The sequence below is a fragment of the Brevundimonas intermedia genome, from assembly GCF_027922165.1.
Taxonomy (GTDB): domain Bacteria; phylum Pseudomonadota; class Alphaproteobacteria; order Caulobacterales; family Caulobacteraceae; genus Brevundimonas; species Brevundimonas intermedia.
The window spans coordinates 1-23,194 of the sequence record NZ_BSFD01000007.1; the positions used below are offsets into that span (position 1 = coordinate 1).

A 23,194-nucleotide genomic window follows, 5' to 3' on the forward strand; every position below is an offset into this window, starting at 1 on the left:
GCGGCCGCCGCCTTCGCCGCCTTCCCTCGCCTGCAACGCATCGCCTGCACCCTGCGGGTCCAGGACAGCGTCGCCGACCAGGCCCTGTCCGCCGTCATGCTGACCCGCGACGGCGACGGCGTGATCGAGACCCGGGCCGAGGCCATCCACATGGCCGGCGTCATCGACCGCGTCGGCGGCGGCGACGCCTTCGCCTCCGGCGTCCTGTTCGGCCTTTGGAGCGGATGGACCGACCCGCAGGCCCTCGATTTCGGCCTCGCCGCCGCCGGCCTCAAACACTCCGTCCCCGGCGACTTCAACCTGTTCTCCGCTGAGGACGTCCGGGCGGCCATGCAGCACGAAGGTTTCGATATCCGACGGTAAAGCTGGAGAATATGTCGAGGGTTTTGGCAGTTTTCCCCACCAATTTGGATCCCGCCCCATGATGTTGACAGCGATGGTGATGGCGACGGCACTGACGACCTGGCGGTTCGACCTTTCGCCTGCGTCCCGCGAACCAGGGCGCGTCGCGGTGACGCGGCAACAGGTCTATGCGTCAGGACAGTACGGGTATGAGCCCGGCGCGTCCGACGACGGATTTCTGTTCTCCGTCGCCGTGCCTGAGGGTGTCTATCGCGTTACCATCCGGTTCGGGGGAACCCAGCCTGGGCGAACCACGGTCAAGGCGGAGGCGCGCAGACTGATGGCCCGAGACGTGGTCACGCCCTCAAACACAGCGGTCACGCGCAGCTTCCTGGTCCACGTCCGCAGTCCCGCCCTGCCGCCGCCCCCCGCCAACGCGCCCGGTCGGTCCGCCGTCAGCCTGTCCGATCAGGAGGCTCACAGCCTGACCTGGGACAACAAGCTGACGCTGGAATTCCTGGGCCGACCGCGCGTCGCCTCCATCGATATCGAGCCGGTCGAGACGCCGGTCATCTACCTGGCCGGCGACTCCACGGTGACGGACCAGCCGGCGGAACCGGCCACCAGTTGGGGCCAGATGCTGCCCGCCCTGCTGACTCCGGACATCGCCGTCGCCAACTACGCCCACTCCGGCGAAACGCTGAAGTCCTTCATCAGCGAACTGCGACTGGCCAAGATCCTGTCCACGCTGAAGGCCGACGACTGGCTGTTCATTCAGTTCGGTCACAACGACCAGAAGACGCAATGGCCCCAGACCTATGCGGATCCGCAGACCACCTATCCCGCCTATCTCAGGGTCTTCATCGCCGAAGCCCGCCGTCGCGGCGCCCATCCGGTGCTGGTCACGTCGCCCGAGCGGCGGACCTTCCGCGACGGTCGGATCGTGGACAGTCTGGGCGACTATCCGGAGGCCGTGCGCCGCGTCGCGCGGGAAGAAGGCGTGCCCCTGATAGACCTCAACGACAGCTCGCGCCGGATCTACGAAGCCCTGGGTCCAGACGTTTCTGCCACCCTGTTCAACGATGGGGGCGCCGACCGCACCCATCATAACAACGCTGGGGCTTGGCTGCTGGCGCGAGCCCTTGCAGCCCAGGTCGCACAACAGATTCCGGAACTGAGCAACCATGTGTCGCCTGAAGCGAGGCGCTTCGTTCCGGACGCCGCGATGATGCAAGAGACCGACATCGTCGCCAGCGGCGCCTACAGCCAACAGCGCCCGAGCGGCGACTGAGACCCGCGACGCATCGCCGCCGCCTATGGGTTTGACCCCCCGATCGAAGCGAGTTACCACATAGTGAAATAATGTACCGAATAATCGGTCTGGAGGATTCATGAGCTCGCTTCACGCCTTTCGGATGCAGCTGAAACCCGGCGCGGTCGATGCCTACAAGGCGCGCCACGACTCCCTTTGGCCCGAGCTTGCCGACCTGCTGAAGGCCAGCGGCGTGAGCGACTATTCGATCTTTCTGGACGAAGAGACCCTGTCCCTGTTCGCCGTCATGCGCCGCGCGGACGACCACACACTGGACCAGTTGCCCAACCATCCGCTGATGCGAAAATGGTGGACGTCGATGGCGCCCCTGATGGAGGTTGAGGCAGACGACAGGCCCAGCGAATGGCCGCTGCGCCAGATGTTCCATCTGTCCTGATGCGCCGCGCCCTGTTGTTCGCGGCCGCCGTGGCCGCCGCCCCACTCCTGTCTTCGGCGCCCGTCACGGCGCAGGAGGCCCGCTCCACGGCCGACTTCACCGCGCCGGCTCAGACCTTCGGCCGTGTCTCGTTCGACGCCCGATCTCTAATGATCGACGGCAAGCGGCTGGTGATCTGGTCCAGCGAAATGCACCCGTTCCGCCTGCCCAGCCCGGAGCTGTGGCGAGACATTCTACAGAAGATGAAGGCCAGCGGATTCAACACCGTCGCCTTCTATTTCGACTGGGGCTACCACAGCCCCAAACAGGGGGTTTACGACTTCACCGGCATCCGCGACCTGGATCGGTTACTGCGGATGTCCGCAGAAGAGGGCCTCTATGTCATCGTCCGGCCCGGCCCCTACGCCAACGCCGAACTGACGCGCGGGGGCTTCCCCGGATGGCTGGTCAACCAGCGCGCGCCGTCCCGAACGGATTCACCCGAATATCTCGCCGCCGCCGACGAATGGCTGACCCAGGTCAACGCCATCATCGCCCGCCATCAGATCAACGGCGACGGCAGGGGCAACCAAGGCTCGGTCATCCTCTATCAGATCGAGAACGAACTGGCGGCCACCACGCCGGCCCACCGCCGCTACATGGATCATCTGTACGCCAAGGCGAGGGCGGACGGGATCAATGTGCCCATCTTCCATAACGACCAGGGCCGCAACGGCTACTGGACGCCCGAAGATTCACCGGTGGACAAGGTCGTTCCCGGACCGGTCGACCTGTACGCTTTCGACGGCTATCCCGGCGGCACCTGCACCGTCCAGGGCCGCACGACGCGCGGCGCCGCAGCGCCTGACTGGGGCTTCTATGGTCCGGGCGGCGCCAAGGGGGGCGCCTCGGCGTCTCCGGCGACGCCGGGCTTCATGGCGGAAATCGGCGGCGGCTGGTTCGACTATTGGGGATCCAACGGCGGCTATGAGTGCAACGCCGTTCAACGCGGTGAGCGTTTCCAGCGCGTCTTCTACGGCGTCAACCTGGCCAACGGCATCTCGTTGCAGAGCATCTATGTCGGCTTCGGGGGGACCAGCTGGGGATGGCTGGCGGCGCCGGTCGTCTTCACCAGCTATGACTATGGCGCAGCGATCTCGGAGACGCGCGAGCTGCGACCCAAGGCCGAGGAGATGAAGCAACTCGCCGGCCTGATCGCCTCGGTCCCCGACCTGGCCGGCATGGTCCCGGCGGGCGTCCCGGCGATCTCCTCGCCCAATATCCAAGTCTATCACAACCGCAGCCCGGAGACGGACGCCCGCTTCCTGCTGGTGACGCACAAGCCGTCGAACGGCCAGACCAACGACCAGTTCACCGTTACGGCCGACCTGCCCGACGGGCGCTACGTCATGCCCATGACCCTGAACGGTTTCGACGCCAAATGGCTGGTGGCCGGGGTCGACCTGGCGGGCCAGAGACTGGTCTATTCGACGTCGGAGTTGCAGGCCGTTCTGCCCGCGAGCCGACACGACGTCCTGCTGATGTACGGCCGGGCGGGGGAGCCCGGCGAAACCGTCCTGCGTTTCGCCGCGCAACCCGATATCACCGTCCTGGAGGGGGACGTGCGTTCGACGTTCGATGCGGCGAGCGGCGACCTCAAGCTCGACTATGAGCACGTCGGGCTCAGCCGTGTGCGGATCAGCGGCGGCGGTCGGCCCGACCTGCTGCTGCTGATCGGCGAAGAAAAGGAAGCCGCGCGGTTCTGGCGCCAGGGCGATGTTCTGGTGCGCGGGCCCGCCCTGTTGCGACACGCCGGGACCGAGCGCGGCCGGCTGCTGCTGACCGGAGACACACGCGAGTCCACGCCGTTGGAACTGTGGTCCGCTGCGCCGGCCTCTTCGGTGCGATGGAACGGCGCCGTCGTCGCCACCCGCGCCACTGCGTCCGGCAGTCTGGAGGCCCTGACGCCCCTGGCCGGACCGGCAGCCTTCGCCCTGCCCGTCTTGAGCGACTGGCGCGTCGCCCCGGAATCGCCCGAGGCCCGACTGGAGTTCGACGACCACGATTGGCAGACGATCGATAATCGCGCTTACGCCAGCAACACCCTGCGGCCCGACGGCCAGCCCAACATGCTGATGGACGCCTATGGCTTCCACGAGGGCGACGTCTGGTATCGCGGCCGGTTCGAGGGCGGGCCTGAGGCCGAGACGATCAACCTCTTCTACGGCGCCGGCGGCGCGGGCATGGCGCAGGTCTTCCTCGACGGCGTCTTTGTGGGGCAACACGAACTGCCCAGCGGCATCCCCCGCCCGATCACCACCGGCGTCGCGGCCTTCGATCTGCCCGAGGCGGCCCGCACGCCTGGACCTCATGTCGTATCGGTGATGGTCCGCAACAACGGCCACAACTGGAATCTGGACGCCAACGACTTCCACAAGGAGGCGCGCGGTCTGGTGTCGGTTTCGGTCGCGCCGCGTGTCGGTCCCGGCTTCGCCGTGCCGATATCGTGGAAGATCCAGGGCCGCGCAGGCGGCGAGGATTTCGCCGACACTCTTCGCGGCGTGCCCAACAACGGCGGCCTGTTCGGGGAACGTCACGGGTGGCACCTGCCCGAATTCAAGGATGGGGATTGGCGACCCGGCATGGTCGGCGAGCCCCTCCAGCCGGGTGTGACCTGGTACCGGACGCGCTTCGATCTGGACGTTCCGGCGGGCCAGGACGCCTCAATCGGCCTTGCCTTCGGCGATACGGACACGCCCCGATCCGACCGGGCCTACCGGGTGCTGATCTTCGTCAATGGATGGCATATGGGCCAGTTCATCGCCAATGTCGGTCCGCAGCGGGTCTTCTCCCTGCCCGAACACATTTTGAATCATCGCGGCCGGAACAGCATCGCCCTGGTGGTCTCCACCGACGGCGCGCCGGGCAATGTGCTGGAAGATGTGCGGCTGGTGACCTTGCGAAACGTGCGGGGCGGAGTGGACGTCACCACACGCGCCCAGGCCCAGTGAGCGGGGACTGATTTAGATGAAGACACCTTCCTCTCTGATCGAACGTCGCGCCCTGCTCGGCCTTGCCGCCGGCGCAGCTCTGACGCCCGCGCTTCCTCTCCGCGCTCAGGATATGGCGCGGCATTCAGCACCGGCCGGCCTGGAGATTCACCCCCTCTGGCCCAACGGCGCGCCCGGCGGCGAACAGGTCACGGCCCAGGAACAGGTCATCCTGCGCACCCCCGGCGGCGATCCCAACGACACCGCCTATCTGCACATCCGCGATCCCTGGCTGGCGGTGCGTCGCCCGGCGCGTCCCAACGGCGCAGCGATCCTGATGATCCCCGGCGGCGGATATCAGCGGGTGGCCGTCAACAAGGCCGGCGGATCCATAGACGCCGGCTTGGCCGATCTGGGCTTCACCGTCTTCGTCATGAACTATCGCCTGCCGGCCGACGGATGGGCGGCCGGCCCTGATGTTTCGCTTCAGGACGCCCAGCGCGCCATCCGCATGGTCCGGGCCCGCGCGACCGACCTGGGCTTTGATCCGGCCCGCGTCGCCGTGGCGGGTTTTTCGGCCGGAGGCCATGTCGCAGGCCGGCTTGCGACCGCCTTTGACCGGGACGCCTATCGGCCTATCGACATCATCGATCAACTCCCGACGCGCCCCGACGCAGCGGGACTGATGTTCCCCGTCGTGACGATGATGGAGCCCTACGCCCACGCGGTTTCGGCGCGCGCCCTATTGGGAAGTACGCCGTCTTCGGCCCAGCGCGACGCCTATTCGGTCGAGCGCCATCTGCCGTCGAACGCGCCTCCGCTTTTTCTGGCCGCAGCGGCGGACGACCGCGTGGTGGCCGCCGAGAACAGCCTTCTCCTCTGGCAAGCGTGCCGCGTCCAGAACCTTCCTTGCGAGCTTCATATTTTCGAGAAGGGAGGCCACGGTTTGGCGGAGGTCAGTGCGGCAGCCGGTCCGTCTTGGATGAGACTTCTCAACATCTTCCTGACGCGCGAGCGATAGAGACGTCTGGTCGGTCTCTTCCAGCAAAAGCCGCTGCCCCTTGGAGGCGACGGTGTGATCGTTTGGGTGCGGGAGGGCGAGTGGCGACCCGCCAGTCTTTCAGGCGCACGAACATGATCTCGATGCGGTTCGCCGCTTGTAGCGACGTTTGTCATGCCGGATGAGCTGTGCGTTGATGGCCATCTGCTTCGCCGGCGGGAGCAGCCGCCCGACGCGACCGGTTCCGCGACCGTGAGGGATTGACGGGTGGCGAGGCGCCTTTCGTCCGCGGGTGAAGTCAAACCGACATCATGATGTCGAGTTTCCGTTACGCGCTGCTTCTATATCGGCTCCTTCGGTAAGGGGCTGCCAGTTGAGTCATGAGCACGAGGTAGGGCAGGCGCTTGTGACGCACAATCGTGCGCTTCTCGCCTATGTGCGACGGAGACTGGCGTCGAGCGCCGATGCGGAGGACGTCGCGCAGGAGGCCATTCTGCGTGTTCTTTCCCGAGCGCGCGTGGCGCTGATCACCGATCCGCTGTCCTACGCGATGCGGGCCGCTCGCAATATTCTGATCGATCGCGCGCGCCGGTCGGAATCTACGCCCTTTGACGATTTCGGCGGCGCGGACCATCAAGCCGACGATGCCGCGTCCCCCTTGGAAGCGCTGGACATGAGCCAACGGCTGCGCCTTTGTCAGAGAGCCTTGGACGCTATGCCCGCCGTCCGCCGCGAGGTGTTCGTGAGGCGCCGCGCCGGCGAGGAATCCTATGAACATATTGCCCGCGAATTGAACATGTCGGTCGAGGCGGTCCAGAAGCACTACAGTCGCGCCGCTCAGACGCTTCGCAAGACGGCGGAGGGGCGTCATGTCGATTGAATCATTTGACGCTCGCGATGACCGGGCGGCGGCCCTATGGGCGGATGAAAGGCAGGGGGGCGGCTGGACCCCAGCGCGGCAGTCCGATCTGGAAGCATGGCTGGTGGGACGGCCTGATCGACAGCGGCTGCTGCAGCAGCACGAGGCCCTGATCGCCGATCCTGCAGTCCTGTGGGCGGCGCGGCGAGCGGCTCACAGGACAGTGAAGCCGGGCGTGTTCGTCTCAACGCCGGTCTGGATGAAGGTCTGGGCGACGGCGGGCCTGGCCGCCTGTGTCGCCTGCGTGGCCCTGTTCGGCGCAACCTCTTCCCTTCGGGGAGATCTGATCGTGGGTCGCCGCGGTGCTCCGCAAGTTGTGGCCCTGGCAGATGGTTCGGCGGTCCGTCTGAATGGCGCAAGCAAGGTGCGCGTCTTGCTGGGCGACACGGAAAGGCGATTGCGCCTGGACGGCGAAGGCTTCTTCGAAGTCGCCCATGACGCCGGACGCCCATTCACCGTGGAAGCCGAAGGGGTGCGGGTCACCGCTGTTGGCACGCGGTTCAATGTGGACTCTCTCGAGACGCCCGATGGCCCGATGGTCGAGGTCGTGGTGTTCGAAGGCGCCGTCGATGTGACGCCGAACAAGGGGGACGTCGTGAGAATCCGGGCTGGAGAGCGTGGTCGCGTGTTGAAGGCCGGCGTCCAGCGCGCCCGCCTGCGACAACCCGAGGCCGAGACCGACCTTCCATCCTGGACGAAGGGTTGGCTGGAGCTGGACGAGACGACCCTGATCAGCGTGATCGACGATCTGAAACGTACCACGGGCGTGGAGGTTTCCCTCTCGGATCCGCAACTTGGCGGCGCGCTCGTCAGCGGCCGATTCTCCTATGAGAATCCCGAGAACGCCTTGGCCGCGATCGCCCGTCTTCATGGGCTCAGACTGATCCGAAAAGACGCCGGTCACTATCTGCTGTCTGACGCTTAGGTGACGGATAGAGCAAGTTTTCAAGACGGGTGTCAGGACCGCGATGTCCGTCGTCTTCCCCAATAGCGGCTAGGTTCGGCCGCGGGGGATCTATCATATGCGTATTTACAAGACCGGCCTCCTTGCGGCCGCCGCCGTCGCCGTCCTGACATCCGCCGCCGCTCCGGCCCAGGCTTGGCAGGCCGCTAGCAGCGCAGAGGCGCCCGCCGCCCTCAACATCCCGGCGCAGGATCTGGGCCGTTCTATCCAGACCCTGTCACGGCAGACCGGCCTGCAGATCGTCTTCGACCCCGAACTGACGCGCGGACTGCGGGCTCAGGCCGTTTCCGGCTCAATGACGCCCCGCGAGGCCCTGCGTCGGATGATTGCGGGTTCCGGCGTTGAAGCGCGCGAGGTGCGCGGCGTTCTGACCCTGGTGCGTCAGTCGGCCGAGGCTCTGACGCCCACCCCAGATGCGACGGTATTGGAGGAGGTCCTGGTGGTCGGCTACGCTGCCGGCATGCGCCGCTCGCTGGACGCCAAGCGCGACGCCGACTTCATCTCAGATGTCATCAGCGCCGACGACATGGGCGACCTGCCGGCCAATAATGTGGCCGAGTCCCTGTCGCGCCTGCCTGGCGTCAACGCTGTCCGCAACCACACCACGGGCGAGGGGGACCGGATCACGATCCGGGGTCTGTCGACCGAGCTGAACAACTACACCATGAACGGCGTTCGCATCGGCGGCACGGGCTCACCGGACGACAGCTTTTATCGCGGTGTACGCCTCAGCTTTCTGCCGCCGGAAGGCATTGACTCCATCACCGTGGTCAAGAGCCTGACCCCGGACCGCGACGGGGACGCTCTGGGGGGCTCCATCGACATCCGCACCCCTACCGCTTTCGACCATAAGCCGACCTACGGCGTCCTGTCGGCCTCGGCCGGGTTCCTGGACAAGTTCGACGACAAGACCTCGGGCGAAGTCTCAGGCTCTTTCGGCCGCCAGTTCAACGACCGCTGGGGCGTGTTCGTCACCGCCAGTTGGTCGCGACGCAAGTCCCAGTTCGAACAGAACGGCGTCGATGGCGATAACCAGCCTCCGGTCTGGTATGAAGACAGCGAGAGCCTGGGCTGGGACACCGATACCTTCGTGCTGCGCGGCATGGACCTGGCGTTCGGCGAGACCGAGGTCGAGCGCAAAGGGCTGAACGCCAGTCTCGACTACCGCGGCGACCGCCACGACTTCCACTTTCGCGGTCAGTTCAATGAGTACACTCAGGACGAGTTCGATAACCGGCTGAACTTCCGCAACGATACGGCGAAGAACTCGACGCGACTGACCCAGGTGGACAAGACCGCCACCGGTCTGGCCAACCCGGACGACGCCATCATAGGTTCAGGTGCCAAGGGCAATATCTATTCCTACACCACCGCCCAGATCGTTGACCGGGACGGCGACGGCGTCATCACCGATGCGGACCGATCGACCAAGTCCTACTACACGCTGAACGGCGCCTCGGGGACCTGGGATCCGCAGGGCTTCCGCCTGCGTCGCTTCTGGGAAGGGTCGCGAGAGACCGGCTCGCTGATGTCGCTGAACCTTGGCGGCGTCAGCCGCTACGGCGATGTGAAGCTGGATTACGACCTGTCTTACGCCAAGTCCGAGGACAATATCGACGACAGCTACGAGATGGAGTTCCGTAGCGACAAATACGGCTGGCTGGGCAATGAAGGCGTCGACATCGTCAACTTCGGCGACAGCCGCTTCCCCAAATGGGTGCTGAACGAAGCCGGCATGGCGGCGGTGCAGGACCCGAACGAATACGACTACGCTGGCCTGTCCGGCGAGGTCGGCGGAGCGGAAGAGGATCTGTGGCAGGGCCAGTTCAACGCCGAATGGAGCCCTGTCTCGCCCTGGCTGGAGTCGGTGAAGGGCGGCGCGAAATTCTATTCCTCCAAACGCTCGACCTATAGCGGCGAATTCCTTGATCTGGACGCGGAGGGAACCCTGGCGGACTTCTCGGCCTTCTACGGCAAGGAGGTCACGAACCTGTTCGACGGCGAATACACGGGCTTCTATCGCCTGGGCGTGGTGCTGGATAACCAGGCCATGTTGGCGGAGCTGAGTCGGGCGATGAACGGCGACAGCAGCTTCTTCGAAGGCTTCGCCACCGACCCCTCCAGCGCCGAACTCAGCAACGAGGACAGTTTCGAGTTCAAGGAAGACATCCTCGCCGGCTATCTGATGGCCACGGCCCGCTTCGGCGACGCCCAGATCATCGGCGGCCTGCGGGTCGAGAGCACGCGCAACGACATCTCTGCCTACGTGCTGGACGAGGTTCAGGGCGAGCGGTTCACGACGGACAAGAGCGACTTCGTCAATGTCCTGCCCTCGATCCATCTGAACTATGCGCTGAACCGCAACACCAAGGTGCGCGCGGCGATCTGGACCAGCTTCGCCCGTCCTGACATCGCCCGTATGACCTCGGCCCGGGAATACAGCTACGACACCGATCCGGACGGCGACGGCGATGAGAACCCCACCGCGGACTGGGTGCTGATCGGCATCGAACAGGGCAACCCCGACCTGAAGCCGATGAAGGCGATCAACTACGATCTGTCGATCGAGCGCTACAACGGCGACACCGGCGCCTATTCGCTGGGCCTGTTCTACAAGGATATCGAGAACTTCCTGTTCCGCTCGGCCTCCAGCAACATCCGCGACGGTACGGCGGGGGCGAACATCGGGCCGGACGGCGTCACCATCTCCATGCCCAACAACGGCAAATGGGCAGAGGTTTACGGCGTCGAGATGAGCGCCCAGCAGATATTCCACTGGTTGCCCGGCGCCCTGTCGGGCCTGGGCGCCAGCGTGAATCTGACGCTGCAGCATTCGGAAGCCGAGACCGGAATCTCTTGGCACCCGGTGGGCTACACCCTGCCGTTGATGGAGACGCCCGAGGCCATCGCCAATGTGCAGCTGTTCTGGCAGTACAGCGGTTGGGAAGCCTATGCCGCCTACAGCTACCAGTCCGAGTTCCTCGAGGGGATTCAGGACTTCGGCAATAATCCCTACGAACAGGACTATGAGTTCGTGGACCTGAACGTGCGGCGCAAACTGTGGGCCGGGGCCACCGCCTCGCTGCAGGTGCAGAACCTCTTCGACAACCACACCTACTGGTACACGGCCGGTTCGAGCACGACCTCCAGCCGGGCCTATATCAAGAACGGGCGGTCGATCTCGCTCGGCTTGACCTACGTCTTCTGAGGGTGGCGAAAATGAAGTTTGCTCGCACCCTCATGCTCGGGGCCGCTGTCGCGGCCCTGGGCGTCTCCACCGGCGCCTTGGCCCAGACCCAGCGTACGGATCGACCTGAACCGTCGCCGGTCCAGACGTCCGAACGCCCGATAGCGCCGGCGACGGTCCAGCCCGAGCGGATCATTCTGAACCTGACGGCCGATCCAGCGCATCAGATGGCCGTAACCTGGCGCACCGCGCCGGGCCTGGACGGGGAGGTGGAGTTTGCCGAGGCCCAGGACGGGCCGGACTTCATCGCCTCCGCCGTTCGTGTGGCCGCGACCACCGACGACGCGGTGCTGGCCGTGCGTGAGGCGGCGGACTTCCGCGCCGCCTATCATTCGGCCGTGATGACGGGGCTGAAGCCGGCGACCGTCTATGTCTATCGTGTCGGTTCGGGCGGGGCTTGGTCGGAGTGGCTGCAGTTCAAGACGGCGGCTGCGACGCCCGAGCCTTTCACCTTCCTGTATTTCGGGGACATGCAGAACAATATCCTCAGCGAGGCGTCGCGCACGCTGAGGATGGGATTCCGCAAGGCGGGCGACGCCGCCTTCGTCATCCACGCCGGCGATCTGATCAACCGGCACGACAGCGACAACGAGTGGGGCGAATGGTTCGCCTCGGGCGGCTTCCTGTACGCTCAGACGCCGCAGATGCCGACGCCGGGCAATCACGAATACGGTCGCGGCCCGATCCTGAATCCCCAATGGCGCCGGCAGTTCACCCTGCCGGAGACCGGGCCGGCGGGCGTGGAGCGACTGAAGGAAACCGCCTGGACCGTCGATTATCAGGGGCTCCGTCTGATTTCGATCGACGCTCCGCTGTTCCACGGCGACGAGGCCATGCGGACTGAAATGGTGCAATGGCTGGACCAGGTTCTGGCGGACAATCCAAACCGCTGGACGGTGCTGTTCCTGCACTTCCCGCTGTTCTCGATCGATCCCGACCGCGACAACAGCCGGGTTCGCGACGCCTTGAAGCCTTTGATCGACAAATATCAGGTGGACCTTGTGCTTCAGGCCCATGACCACGGCTATGCCCGCGGCGCCATAGGCCAGGGCGCCATGAGCAACGCCGGGCCGGGGCATAGGGCGGACCACGGCTCGACCTATGTCGTCTCGGTCGCCGGTCCGAAGATGTATCCGGTGGCGAACCTCACCTGGGCGGATCGAATGGCGGAGCGGACGCAGACTTTCCAGACCCTAGACGTGTCGCAAGATGCGGTGGTCTATCGCGCCTTTACCGCGACGGGCCGGGAACTGGACGCGTTCCGCCTGACAAAAGGCCAGGACGGGGTAGCCAAGGTGGAGGCGCTGGCACAAGACGACGCCAACGGGGGAGTGCGCTAGGCTCAGGACCCATTGATGTGATGCGGGCGATCTGATTTCGGCTCCTGAGGAGTCTGGACGATGAGTGACCTGTACTGGCTGACGGACGAGCAGATGGCTCGGCTGAAACCCTGTTTCCCGAATTGCCACGGCAAGCCCAGAGTGGATGATCGCCGAGTATGGAGCGAGATCATCGTCGTCGACCGCAACCGGCCTGCGCTGGCGCGACGCGCCGGCGGCCTATGGCCGTCACAAGACCCTCCACAATCGCTGGAAGCGGTGGAGCGAGGCGGGCGTCTTCGTACGTATGATGGAGGGCCTGTCTGGCGCTCAGGCCGAACGTCGCACGGTCACGATCACGCGACCTATCTCAAGGCGCACCGCAGGGCTTCGAGCCTGCGGGAAAAGAAGGGGGCCTTGGGCGGCTGATCGGACGAAGGAAAAGCGGCGTGAACACCAAGCTCCATGCCTTGACCGATGCGAACGGACGACCGATCAGCCTGTTTATGACGGCGGGCCAGGTCAGCGGCTATGCCGGCGCGGCCGCTATTCTGGACAGCCTGCCCAGAGCGCAATGGCTGCTGGGCGACCGGGCTATGACGCTGATTGGTTCCGGGACGGCTTTCAGGCCAAGGGCATTACGCCTTGCATCCTTGGCCGCAAACCCGACCTCTCACAATGATCGAGAGGCCAAAGTGGGCGCTTCATCCGATCTTCCCGGCTGATGTCAGGATGCGCCGACAGTGGCGATAGACTCTGCCCGCGAAACAGCATCCGCATGCGTGCAGATCATCTCACCGCAATGCGTCGTCGCCTCAAAGCTTCCGCTTCCTGTGACGACAGCGGCAACAATCCCATCGCGTCGTTCAGATAGCCGTCCAGCGGACCGGAGAACGGCCAATCGGAACCCGGCGCGAAACGCTCGACGCCGATGCTTCGCATGACATCAACCAGCCGCGCCCGGTTTTCCGACGACGTATCGGCGTCGAAGACCTGGGCCAGGTCGAAGAAGAGGTTGGGAAATATGTCCGGCTGGTCTGCCAGGATTTGTCGAAACCCCTCCAGCGCGTCCCAGGTGTTCGCGTCCAGGCCGCCCCAGCCGCCGGAATGGGCGATCACGACGGGGATGTTGCGGGCGTGGGGCAGAACCTGTTCGACGAAGATGCGGACGTCGCGCGCTCCATAGTCCTCCACACGGGTGCGCATGTGGATCATTATGGTCAGTCGGGCGTCGGATGCGGCGTCGAAGACGTCCGCCAGGCGACGGACGTGGTCGGGATTACGCAGATCGACACCCGAGTTGGTCAGGTGCAGCTTCAATCCTTCGGCGAAAGGCGCGTCCCTCCACGTTTCGATCTCAGCCAGAGCATCCGGCGTCAGCGGATTGACGGACACGAAGGCGATCAGTCGCCCAGGATGCGCCGCCGCTGTGGCCACGATGAAAGCGTTGGCGTCGTGAACCCGCGTCGCGGCGTCGGCCAGCGGGGGAACCATCATCGGGCTTTCAGCCAGATAGGCCGTGGACATCATCCAGGCCGTCTGCACGTCCGCCTCATCCATGTCCGCCAGCAGATCATCGGCCGTCAGCGGTTCGACGAAGGCCGGATCACAGGCCCCGATCCGCCCGGGACTGCTGCAATAGGCCGGCAAAATCTCGAGAATAGCCGGCGAATGGACGTGGACGTGATGGTCGGTTTGAACCGGGATGCGGGTCTGCGCCATCACGGGCGCCGCAAGGAGCGCGGCCAAAACCGCGCTCGCCGCAACGATGCGTTTGAAGGTCATGGATAGATTTCTGAAAGACGCCGGTCAGGCTCAGCGCGCGGCGTCGCTGAACAACGTCTGTTTCCAGAACAACAGGCTGGTCCAGAAATAGTAATCCTCGTTTTCCTTCTTGTGGAACCCGTGGCCCTCGTTCTGCGCCAGCAGGTGCCAAGCCGTGCCGCCGTTGCCGCGCACGGCGCTGATAATCTGGTCAGCCTCGGACGCCGGCACGCGTGGATCGTTGCCGCCGGTCGCGATCAACAGCGGGATCGTGATCTTGTCCACGCTGGTCAGGGGCGAGATCGCCTGCAGTTGGGCGCGCTGGGCCGGATCACGCTCATCGCCGTATTCCACGCGACGCAGGTCGCGGCGATAGGACTGGGTGTTTTCCAGGAAGGTGACGAAGTTGGAGATGGCGACGTAGCAGTTCGCCCCCTTCAGCCGGTCGCTGTAATGCACCGCCGTCGCGTAGCACATGTAGCCGCCGTACGAGACGCCGGTGACGGCGAAACGCGCCGCGTCCAGGGTCGGATCAACCTCCAGCGCGTCGAGGAAGGCGCCAATGTCCTTGACCGAATTCTCGCGCTGGAACGGGCCATTGTCCAGGTTGACGAACCGCGTGCCGTAACCCGACGACCCCCGCACGTTCGGGAAGAACAGGGCCACGCCCAGCTCGTTCAGCAGATAGTTCTGAGACCCCAGAAAATCGGGACGGGTCTGGCCTTCCGGCCCGCCGTGGATGTCGACGATCAGGGGGCGCTTGCCGGGGAATTTGGTCGCGTCGGGCCGATAGAGGAAGCCGGACACGGTCTCGCCGTCGAAGCTCCTCACTTCCACCAGTTGGGGCTCGATGTTGGCGACGGGATCCAGGCCGCCGGTCTCGCTGTGGGTCCACTGGGTGACCGCCAGGGTCGTCGGATCGATCGAGAAGGCGTCGCCGGACACCCGTGCGGACGACAGGCTCAGGCCGATCGCGCCCCAGGGGGCGATGTCGATGGCGGGGCCGATGCTGTAGGGGATGACGCCCTCCGGCAGGCCCGTGACGACACGGACTGCGCCTGAGGCGACATCCATGACCTTGAGCCGCGAGACGCCCGCCTCGTTGACCGCATAGGCGACGAAGCTCCCGTCGGGCGACAGGGCGTAGTCGCTGACGTCCCACCGGGTCTCGGGACTGACAGGAACGAAGCCGTCCTGCCCGATCCGCCCCAGACGCAGGAAGTCTGACGCCTTGTTCGACGTCGCCCAGACCGCGCCGTCGGCCGCATATTTGGGATCGACATAGGAGACCTGCTCCGCCGGATCGGTCAGAGGAGTCATGCGGCCGGACGCCAGGTCCAGTTCATAGACTACGGCGTTGTTGATCGACATCCGGTTCAGGACCAGGGCCCTCGTCCCGTCCTTGGAAAAGTCGGCGATGTTCCAGCCGCCGCCGGAAACCTGCGCGACCAGCCGGTCGCTCGAAGGGTCTGCGGGATCGACCACATAGAGGTCCATGTCGGCGCCGTTGCGGCGCGACGAGGCATAACCGACCCGTTTACCGTCCGGGCTCCAGGCGCCGAACCAGTTGCGGCTCTTGCCATCGGTGATGCGGGTCAACCGGCCGCCGGACAGGGTGTAGAGCTGATAGAATTCATCTCCGCCATTGTCCTTCTGGACCAGCAGGGTCTGGCCGGAAGGCGAAAGGGCGCCGGCCAGGATCGGCTCCGCCTCGAAACTGATCTGCGTCCGCGCACCGCCCGGACCGGCGACGACATGAAGCTGGTCCGTGGCGCCGAACCGGGTCTTGATCAGCATGGACCGGTCGGCGGCGTTCCAGCCCAGGAAGGCGGCGCGGCGCGCTTGAAGATAGGGTTGGGTCGCGGCGACCAGCTCGTCCGGCACCGCCGGCAGGCCGTCAGCGACGATGGCGGCGGGCTTGGGCGCCTCAGCCAGGGCCGCAGGGGCGACGCTCAGGGCGAGTAAAAGGGCCATCGGCAGACGGGAAATCATGGAACAGACCGCACGGAAAATGGGGAAAGCAAAAGGGGGAGATCGCCGGCCCCTTTGAAGGGGCGGGGCCGGCGATCCGGAGCGCGGACCAGAACTAGAAGCGATACCGCGCGCCAACCGTGACGTACCGACCGATCACATCGTAGTACGGCGAATAGAGCGACCCGACCGGCGGGTCCTTGTCGAACAGATTGGTCGCATTGGCGTACAGCTCGACCCCGTTCGCGCCGTAGTGCGCGAGGTCGGCCGTCAGCCCCAGATCGACATAGGTGTAGGCGTCGATGTGGTTGTTCGAGATGGCGACGGTGCTGTTGTAGTCCCCGGCCGAGATGTAGCGCGCCCGCAGGTTCGCGCCGAACACCTCGCCCTTCCAGCCGAGGCTGGCGTTCACCCGCAGCTTGGGCACGCCCAGGCCGAAGGAATAGCCTTGAGACTCGACATATTCGATCTCGGTCACGCCGTCGTCGGTGGTCAGGCTGTTCACCCAAGTGCCCACCAGACGCATGGTCACCCGCCCCGTCGCGCCCGGCACCCAGAGATCGGCGTCCGACGCATAGGAGGCCTCCGCGTCGATTCCGTCCGTGTGGTATTCGGCCAGGTTCACATAGGTGGACAGGGTGCGGGTCAGGTTGCCGGCCGCATCCCGCTCGACCTTGGTGCAGAGATCGAGGTTGCCGTTGTAGCAGCGGTTGACCAGATCCTGGGCCGCGATGGTCGTGATCACGTCGTCGATCTTGATGTCGTAGTAGTCGAGCGACAGGTTGAGGCCGGGGATGGACGGCGGCGCATAGGTGACGCCCAGGGTCAGGGTGTCGGCAGTCTCGGGGCGAAGGTCGGGATTTCCGCCGCCGTTGTTCAGCACGTAGACCAGGGCGCCGTTCTTGGCCGGGTCGTTGAGGTTGTTGTAGCCGGTCGTCGTCGTCGTGAAGAGCTCCGACAGGTTGGCCGAGCGGATGTCGCGGGATTGCGTCACCCGACCGCGGAAGCCCGGGAAGAACTCGTTGGTCGCGCCGACCTTCCAGGACCAGATGGAGCCCGTGGTGTCGTAGTCGGAGACGCGTACCGCTGCGTTGAACTGCAGGTCGTTCAGAACCGGCAGGTCACGGACGATGGGCACCAGGACTTCGCCGAAGGCTTCCTTGACGCTGAACTCGCCGGACATGGCCGAGAAGCTGAAGGTGGTGAAGGCCCTGGCCGCGTCCAGCTCGCCGACGGTCTGATCCACCGACTCCTTGCGGGCCTCCAGGCCGACAGCGATGGAGACATCACCGGCCGGCAGGCTGAAGGGCTCGCCGCGCAGGCTGACACCGCCGACGTCCAGCTTGGTGTTGGCGCGCATGCTGGGGGTGCCGGTGACGTAGTCGATCGCCTCTTGCGACGGCGAGCCGAGACCGAACAGATTGATCGGCACACAGCCCGAGTTGGCGTTGGTCAGGGTCACGCGGCAGACCGCCTGTCCCGTCGACGGATCGATGACCGAATCCACCGCCTGGGCGTAGTTGGTGGTCAGCAGGAAGCCGGGCGTGTCGATATTGTTGTCGTATTCGCCGTGGCTGTAATAGGCGCCCCAGCGCCAGTTGTCGCCGAACTCCCCGTCCAGGGCGATGGTCGCCTGGGTGGTGACGCGTTCGAAGTCGATGGTCGAATAGGACAGGTCGGAGTTGAACCGGCCCATGGTGAAGGAGGTCTGGCCTGCGGCGGCCATCTGGGCCTTGATCTCGTCCGACAGGAAGGCGTTGTCGCTCCTGATGGTCAGATTGCCGCGATTGTGGTCGCCGAACCAGATGTAGTCGTTCCACATCCGAGAATGGCGGACATCAGCGGTAAGCCGCAGCTTTTCATTGATCTCGTAGGTCGCGCTGGCGAGGCCCGTGTAGCGCCTCTGCGGGGTGACCAAGGGGCTGAGATCGTCGTTGGACGGACCTTCGCCGCCGATCGAGTTCGTCCCGCTCACCGTGCCGTAGTCGAAGGCGCGCAGCGTGCCGTCCGAGTTGAACACTTTACCCGCGTTCACGCCTGACATGATCAGGCCGCCATAGGCGGCGTTGGCGAAGCCCACGTCGGGTGTAATCGCACCGTTGACCGTAGCCCACCGGCCGATATTCGGACGTGAGGTCTTCGGAATGACGCCTTCGTTGTCGAGATATTCGCCGCCGATGACGAAATGGCCGCGCCCGTCGGCGAAGTCCGTGCCCCAGGCGCCTTCGAACCGTTCCTGTTCGGCGTCGTCATAGGAGGAGATGCCGTATTCGGCGCCCAGCTTGCCGCCGGTGAAATAGCGGTCGATGCCGATGTTGACGACGCCGGCGACGGCGCCCGATCCCCAGGCGGCGGAAGCGCCGCCGGTGACCACGTCGACGCTCTTGACCAGGACCGACGGCACGGCGTTCAGGTCGTTCTCGCTGGAGACGCGACGCCCGTCGATCAGGACCAGGGTCCGGTTGATGCCCAGACCGCGAAGATCGACCGGCGCGTTGCCGGCGCCCGTGTTGGTGCCGGTCGTCTGGGCCGAGGTGGTGGCGCGAAACTGCGGCATGTCGTTGAGCGCAGCGGCGATATTGGGACGAGCCCCGACCGACAGATCCTCAGCGGACAGGTGGATGGTTGGAGTCGGCGCCTCGAAACCGGCGCGGTCGATACGCGAAGCGGTGACGACGATCTCATCGACGGACGAGGCGGCGTCGGCGGAGCTTTCAGCTTCCTGGGCGTGAACCGAAGTGGCGCAGGCCAATAGCGCAATGGCGCTGCAATAGTGGGTCAGGTGGCGGTTAAGACGAGACAAAGCGAGATTCCTCATGGCGACGACGCCCCTCCCCAGGGATGCCCAATGCGACTGACGCTCTTCGGCGTCCGTTCGCCCCCGCTGTCATTGGGCCTGAGAGTTTCGGGCCGTCGCCGACCCTTTCTCCTTCGGCGAGGCCGCATCCCCCGGATCCGGCCTTCTCTCCAGCGTTCCTTCAGCAAGACGGTCCGTTTGCCTGAGCGTTTCCGGGGCGGTTGCGCCTTCGGCGTCGGCCGGAGCCGATCTCTCCCGCCTTGCTGAAGTTGAGTAAGATCGACCCTCTCGCTTGTGTCAAATGCGTCGGGCATGCAATTTTATTGCCAAAATAGACGTAATATTTGCGTATCGTTGCTATGCGCGAGCAGGTCCCATCGTCTAGATCCGCCGCCGCTTCGCGGCGCCGGCCGCCATGACGGCGTCGTGACAGAAAGTCGGAATTCGGATCTTTTCGACTTATCCACAGGAACGATCAGGGCGCGGCCGGATCTGACGGCGCCCTGACGCCGTCCCGCATCGCTTCACCCCACCGGGCGAGCAGAGTCGCACGGCGCGCCTGATCCAGATTAGCCAGCAGGGCCGGCCCCACCCGGATGGGCCGAATACCCGGCGCGGCGGGACGCATGGGCGCATCCACATCGTCGCGGACCGGTCGAACGCCCAGGGCGCCGATCGCCCGCTGCCCTTCTCTGGACAGAAGGAAATCCAGAAACAGCCTCGCCGCATTCGGATGGGCGGCGTTGCGCGGGATGAAGGCCACGCGCGAAACAGACAGGTGATAATCGTCGGGCGTGATCAGCCCGATCTCGGGCGCGCGCGCCGCCCAGGACGCGCCGTAGGACTGGTTCATATTATAGGCGAACGCCATCCGCCCATCGGCGATCTGGCCCATCATTCTCTGTCCCGAAGTGTCCAGCCGCGGACGTTGGGCGCCTAGCGCCTCCATCAACGGCCAGGCGTCGGGGTAGATCTGCACGTCCGCCGACAGCTGCATCAGAGCGACGCCGCTCCGCTCCGCATCATACAGGGTCACACGACGGTCAAAGATTTCGGGGCGGGTGTTGAGGAGCCGAAGCAGATCGGCATGGCTTCGAGGCACGATATCGGCGGCAAGCCGGCGTCGATTATAGGCGAACACGATCGGTTCGGCCGTCAGGCCATAACCTTGATCACGCCATACCGACCCGTCGGGCATGGCCGCACGATGCGGCGATCTGTAGGCTTGAGCATAGCCGTCGTTGATCAGTTTGACCTGCACGTCCATCGCCGTACTCCAGACTAGGTCTGGTCCATCCTGCTGCGTGTCCGCAAGCCTACGCACCTCCTCGGCGATCCGAGTGGAGTTTGTGTCGTCCAGATGCACCCCGATCTCCGGCCAGCGGCGGCGAAAGGCCTCCAGCACCGGGCCCATCAAACTGGTGTTGGTGAGAATATGAAGCGCCCCTTCACGCCGAGCCAACCAACGCACCCGCGGCGCCGTACCCGCGCCCTCAGGCTCTGACGAACAACCGGCGACGGTCAACGCCGCCATTCCTCCCGCTAAGCCGCAGAGCAGATCTCTCCTATCCGTCTTCACCGGCTCCACTTTCCAGTTATTGTGTCACCCATGATCCGTCGCACCATCGCCTCGCCATGAGAATACTCGTTGTCGAAGATGACAAGGCGCTACGGCATTCACTCGACGCCAGTCTTCGTGAAGCAGGTTTCGAGGCAATGTGCATCGATAGCGGCGAACAGGCTTTGCTTCTTGAGAGCTCGGAGGCCTTCGACGCGGCGATCCTGGACATCGGCCTTCCCGATATCGACGGTTTCGAGGTGCTGAGAACTCTGAGGCTTCGGGGATCATCGACGCCGGTGCTGATGCTGACGGCGCGCGACGCCCTCGGCGACCGGGTCGCTGGCCTTGATCTCGGGGCTGACGACTACCTGGTTAAGCCCTTCGCTCCATCGGAGTTGGTCGCACGCCTGCGCGCCATTGTGCGCCGGCGTCAAGGACAAGCCGCCGGCGCGGTCGTAGTCGGAACCCTCTTCTGCGACTGGGGCGCCGGGCGCGCTTGGGTGAATGACCGCGACCTCGCCTTACGGCCCCGCGAATGGGCGGCCCTGCGTGTCCTGGCGTCCCGGCCGGGACAGGTGGTGGACCGTGACCTTTTGGCCGCCGAGGTCTTTCCGCAGGACGAAGCCCCGTCGCTCAATGCCCTCGAAATCCATGTCGGCAGGTTGAGGCGAAAGCTTCAGCCGGACGGCCCCGCAGTCACCAATATTCGCGGCCGCGGGTATCGTCTCGAACCATGAGCCAAGCCCGGCCCGCTCGTTCCCACAGCCTGGTCATACGCCTGTTGATCGCGCAGGTGGTCCCCCTGGCGATTTTCGCCTTCGTCGTTCTGGCGGTCGGGGCCTGGACGGCTCAGAGGGTGGTGGCGAACAATGCGGACCGGCTGCTTGCCGGCGCGCTTCAGACCATCCGCGAGACGGTTTCTGTGACGGATAATCGCGTCACCGTGAACGTGGAGCCCTGGGCCTTGGCCTTGTTGGATGGCCCCGAACGTGACGCCGTCTTCTACAGCGTTCGCGAAGGCGACCGGCTCGTCACTGGCTATGCCGAATTGCCTAACCTCCCGCAGGCCCAGGCGGACCAGCCGGTGTTTGCAGATTTGTCGGTCAGGGGCGTTTCGGTGCGTATGGCGCAACAGGCCCTGTTCATTCCTGGCCGGGACACCGCAATTCGCGTTTCCGTGGCGCAGAGCCTGGACTCCCGACGCGCGAGCCTGCGCGAGCTTTACCGCAGCATGCTGCTTCTTCCCGGCCTTTTGGTTGTGCTGGCGGCGCTCTTGGTCTGGCCTGCCCTTCAATGGGGCTTGAACTCGCTCAAACGCCTCATCGACGACCTGACGCGCCGTCCCAGCCCCTCGGCCGACTTCGCACCCACCAATGTCGATCTCGCGCCCCGGGAGTTCTGGCCGGTTCTCAACGCATTCAACCACCTGCTGGCGCGGCTGGAGACCTCGACCTCCGGCATTCAGCGGTTCGCGGCCGACGCCTCGCACCAACTGCGCACGCCGCTTGCGGTGGTGTCCGCCAATCTTGAAATTCTCGCTGGCTCTACCCGGCCATGGACGCCTCAGGAGAGACGGCTGATGGCCGATTCTCGCGACGCTGTCAGCGGCATGACGCGCCTCATAGGCCAACTGCTGTCGACGGCCCGCGCAGACGGCGCCCGGATATCGTCCTCCGCCGACCTTGGCCGCGCCGCCCGCCGCGCCTGTCAGGCCGCCCGCGAGCGTCGCGCCTTTCCTGACGGCGCCCTGCGCCTTCGTCTTCCGGCCGAACCCGTAACCGTCCTCGGCGCCGAGGACCTCATCACCGAGCAGATACTAAACCTCATCGACAACGCCTTTCACCACGGCGCCCCGCCGGTGATTGTCCATGTGCGCACGGCGGGTTCGGTCTGTGTCTGGGATCATGGTCAAGGCGTTGCAGAAGCCACGCTTCCTCATCTCACCGCCCCTTTCTTCCGCGCCAACTCATCCCAGACGTCTGGCTTTGGCCTGGGCTTAGCGATCGTTCACACCCTTGCCGAAGCCCAAGGTGCGCAGATCAAACTTCAAAATCGCAGCGTAGAGAGGAGCGGCCTAGTCGGACAAATTATTTTTCAACTTGGTGCCGTCCGGGATTTAACTGAATCCATTGTCCCGTCGCTTGATGATCGTCGTTGACCAGGATTTGAAAAACATTCGTTCACGCAGCCGATCGCAGATGACCTCAGGTTTTAACGTCGGTTGAGCCCGTGGAATACGGCGCAGAGTTGGTGGCGTTGGCATACGATTTCTGCCGGAATACTGACTAGGCGGGCGCAACCATTGAATAGTCAGCGGAAAAGCCAAACGCCTCAGGATAGCCGCCACTCGGTTCTCTATTACCCTGAGGGGGCGCTTCAGCGCCTTGTAGGCCTTCCAATGGGGGAAGGCGTTGATTCCCTTCTCGGCTACTGACCTGCCGATCGAGCTTGTTGGCATGACCGGCGACAATCTTGGCCTGCGCTTTCGCAGGGCGACAGGCAACGCCCTTTCCGCATCGTGATCAAAGCCGCCCCCTGCCTGGGTTTGATCGCCAGGCGCTTCCACGAAGTTTCCAGGCTGGCTTAGGTTGCGTGATTTTGGTCGAAGAAAAGCCCGCTATCCTATTTGGAT

At 64.8% G+C, this 23,194-nt stretch carries 15 protein-coding genes, 1 pseudogene and 1 riboswitch; of the genes and pseudogenes, 12 read left to right on the top strand and 4 right to left on the bottom strand.

The genetic code is table 11. The annotated features are described in order from the left end of the window. From PKE72_RS11415 to PKE72_RS11460, 10 genes and pseudogenes are all read left to right on the top strand, one after another. Nucleotides 1-363, top strand: a 363-nt coding sequence (locus tag PKE72_RS11415) for a PfkB family carbohydrate kinase (RefSeq protein ID WP_271165501.1), incomplete at its 5' end; no start/stop codon positions are given. Between the two features lie 58 nt (nucleotides 364-421). Continuing rightward, on the top strand, nucleotides 422-1,633 hold the full coding sequence (locus PKE72_RS11420) for a rhamnogalacturonan acetylesterase (RefSeq protein WP_271165502.1): 1,212 nt from the start codon (nucleotides 422-424) through the stop codon (nucleotides 1,631-1,633). A 100-nt stretch (nucleotides 1,634-1,733) separates the two neighbouring features. After that, on the top strand, nucleotides 1,734-2,051 hold the full coding sequence (locus PKE72_RS11425) for an L-rhamnose mutarotase (protein ID WP_271165503.1): 318 nt from the start codon (nucleotides 1,734-1,736) through the stop codon (nucleotides 2,049-2,051). Then, nucleotides 2,018-5,041, top strand: coding sequence for a beta-galactosidase (locus PKE72_RS11430; protein WP_271165504.1), 3,024 nt, complete (start codon nucleotides 2,018-2,020; stop codon nucleotides 5,039-5,041). The genes PKE72_RS11425 and PKE72_RS11430 overlap by 34 nt, the downstream gene beginning before the upstream one ends. A 16-nt stretch (nucleotides 5,042-5,057) precedes the next feature. Beyond that, complete coding sequence (locus PKE72_RS11435) at nucleotides 5,058-6,041, top strand: alpha/beta hydrolase (protein WP_271165505.1); 984 nt, start codon at nucleotides 5,058-5,060, stop codon at nucleotides 6,039-6,041. A 385-nt stretch (nucleotides 6,042-6,426) separates the two neighbouring features. After that, the gene (locus PKE72_RS11440) at nucleotides 6,427-6,900 is read left to right on the top strand and encodes an RNA polymerase sigma factor (protein WP_271165515.1); all 474 of its coding nucleotides are present in this window, start codon (nucleotides 6,427-6,429) and stop codon (nucleotides 6,898-6,900) included. Further along, a complete protein-coding gene (locus PKE72_RS11445) occupies nucleotides 6,890-7,864 on the top strand; it encodes a FecR family protein (RefSeq protein WP_271165506.1) in 975 nt (324 codons plus the stop codon). The genes PKE72_RS11440 and PKE72_RS11445 overlap by 11 nt, the downstream gene beginning before the upstream one ends. 97 nt (nucleotides 7,865-7,961) lie before the next feature. After that, the gene (locus tag PKE72_RS11450) at nucleotides 7,962-11,111 is read left to right on the top strand and encodes a TonB-dependent receptor (RefSeq protein ID WP_271165507.1); all 3,150 of its coding nucleotides are present in this window, start codon (nucleotides 7,962-7,964) and stop codon (nucleotides 11,109-11,111) included. Between the two features lie 11 nt (nucleotides 11,112-11,122). Continuing rightward, nucleotides 11,123-12,490: a purple acid phosphatase family protein gene (locus PKE72_RS11455; protein ID WP_271165508.1), complete on the top strand. Its 1,368-nt coding sequence runs from the start codon at nucleotides 11,123-11,125 to the stop codon at nucleotides 12,488-12,490. Between the two features lie 60 nt (nucleotides 12,491-12,550). Continuing rightward, a pseudogene (locus PKE72_RS11460) lies at nucleotides 12,551-13,133 on the top strand (IS5 family transposase); the annotation flags it as partial. A gap of 125 nt (nucleotides 13,134-13,258) precedes the next feature. Here PKE72_RS11460 and PKE72_RS11465 read toward each other — a convergent pair. The 4 genes from PKE72_RS11465 to PKE72_RS11480 all read right to left on the bottom strand — a co-directional run bounded on the left by PKE72_RS11465 (nucleotide 13,259) and on the right by PKE72_RS11480 (nucleotide 20,535). Beyond that, on the bottom strand, nucleotides 13,259-14,254 hold the full coding sequence (locus PKE72_RS11465) for an amidohydrolase family protein (RefSeq protein WP_271165509.1): 996 nt from the start codon (nucleotides 14,252-14,254) through the stop codon (nucleotides 13,259-13,261). A gap of 30 nt (nucleotides 14,255-14,284) precedes the next feature. Next, on the bottom strand, nucleotides 14,285-16,225 hold the full coding sequence (locus PKE72_RS11470) for a S9 family peptidase (RefSeq protein WP_271165510.1): 1,941 nt from the start codon (nucleotides 16,223-16,225) through the stop codon (nucleotides 14,285-14,287). A 94-nt stretch (nucleotides 16,226-16,319) separates the two neighbouring features. After that, a complete protein-coding gene (locus PKE72_RS11475) occupies nucleotides 16,320-19,007 on the bottom strand; it encodes a TonB-dependent receptor domain-containing protein (RefSeq protein ID WP_271165511.1) in 2,688 nt (895 codons plus the stop codon). A gap of 174 nt (nucleotides 19,008-19,181) precedes the next feature. Then, nucleotides 19,182-19,269: riboswitch (glycine riboswitch) on the bottom strand. A 207-nt stretch (nucleotides 19,270-19,476) separates the two neighbouring features. After that, nucleotides 19,477-20,535, bottom strand: a complete 1,059-nt coding sequence (locus PKE72_RS11480) for an ABC transporter substrate-binding protein (protein WP_271165512.1) — start codon at nucleotides 20,533-20,535, stop codon at nucleotides 19,477-19,479. Between the two features lie 101 nt (nucleotides 20,536-20,636). Here PKE72_RS11480 and PKE72_RS11485 point away from each other — a divergent pair, with 101 nt between their 5' ends. Then, nucleotides 20,637-21,299 carry a response regulator transcription factor gene (locus PKE72_RS11485; RefSeq protein WP_271165513.1) on the top strand — a complete coding sequence of 221 codons (663 nt, stop codon included), beginning with the start codon at nucleotides 20,637-20,639 and terminating at the stop codon, nucleotides 21,297-21,299. Next, on the top strand, nucleotides 21,296-22,720 hold the full coding sequence (locus tag PKE72_RS11490) for a sensor histidine kinase (RefSeq protein WP_271165514.1): 1,425 nt from the start codon (nucleotides 21,296-21,298) through the stop codon (nucleotides 22,718-22,720). Before PKE72_RS11485 ends, PKE72_RS11490 begins: the two co-directional genes overlap by 4 nt. Nucleotides 22,721-23,194 lie beyond the last annotated feature (474 nt).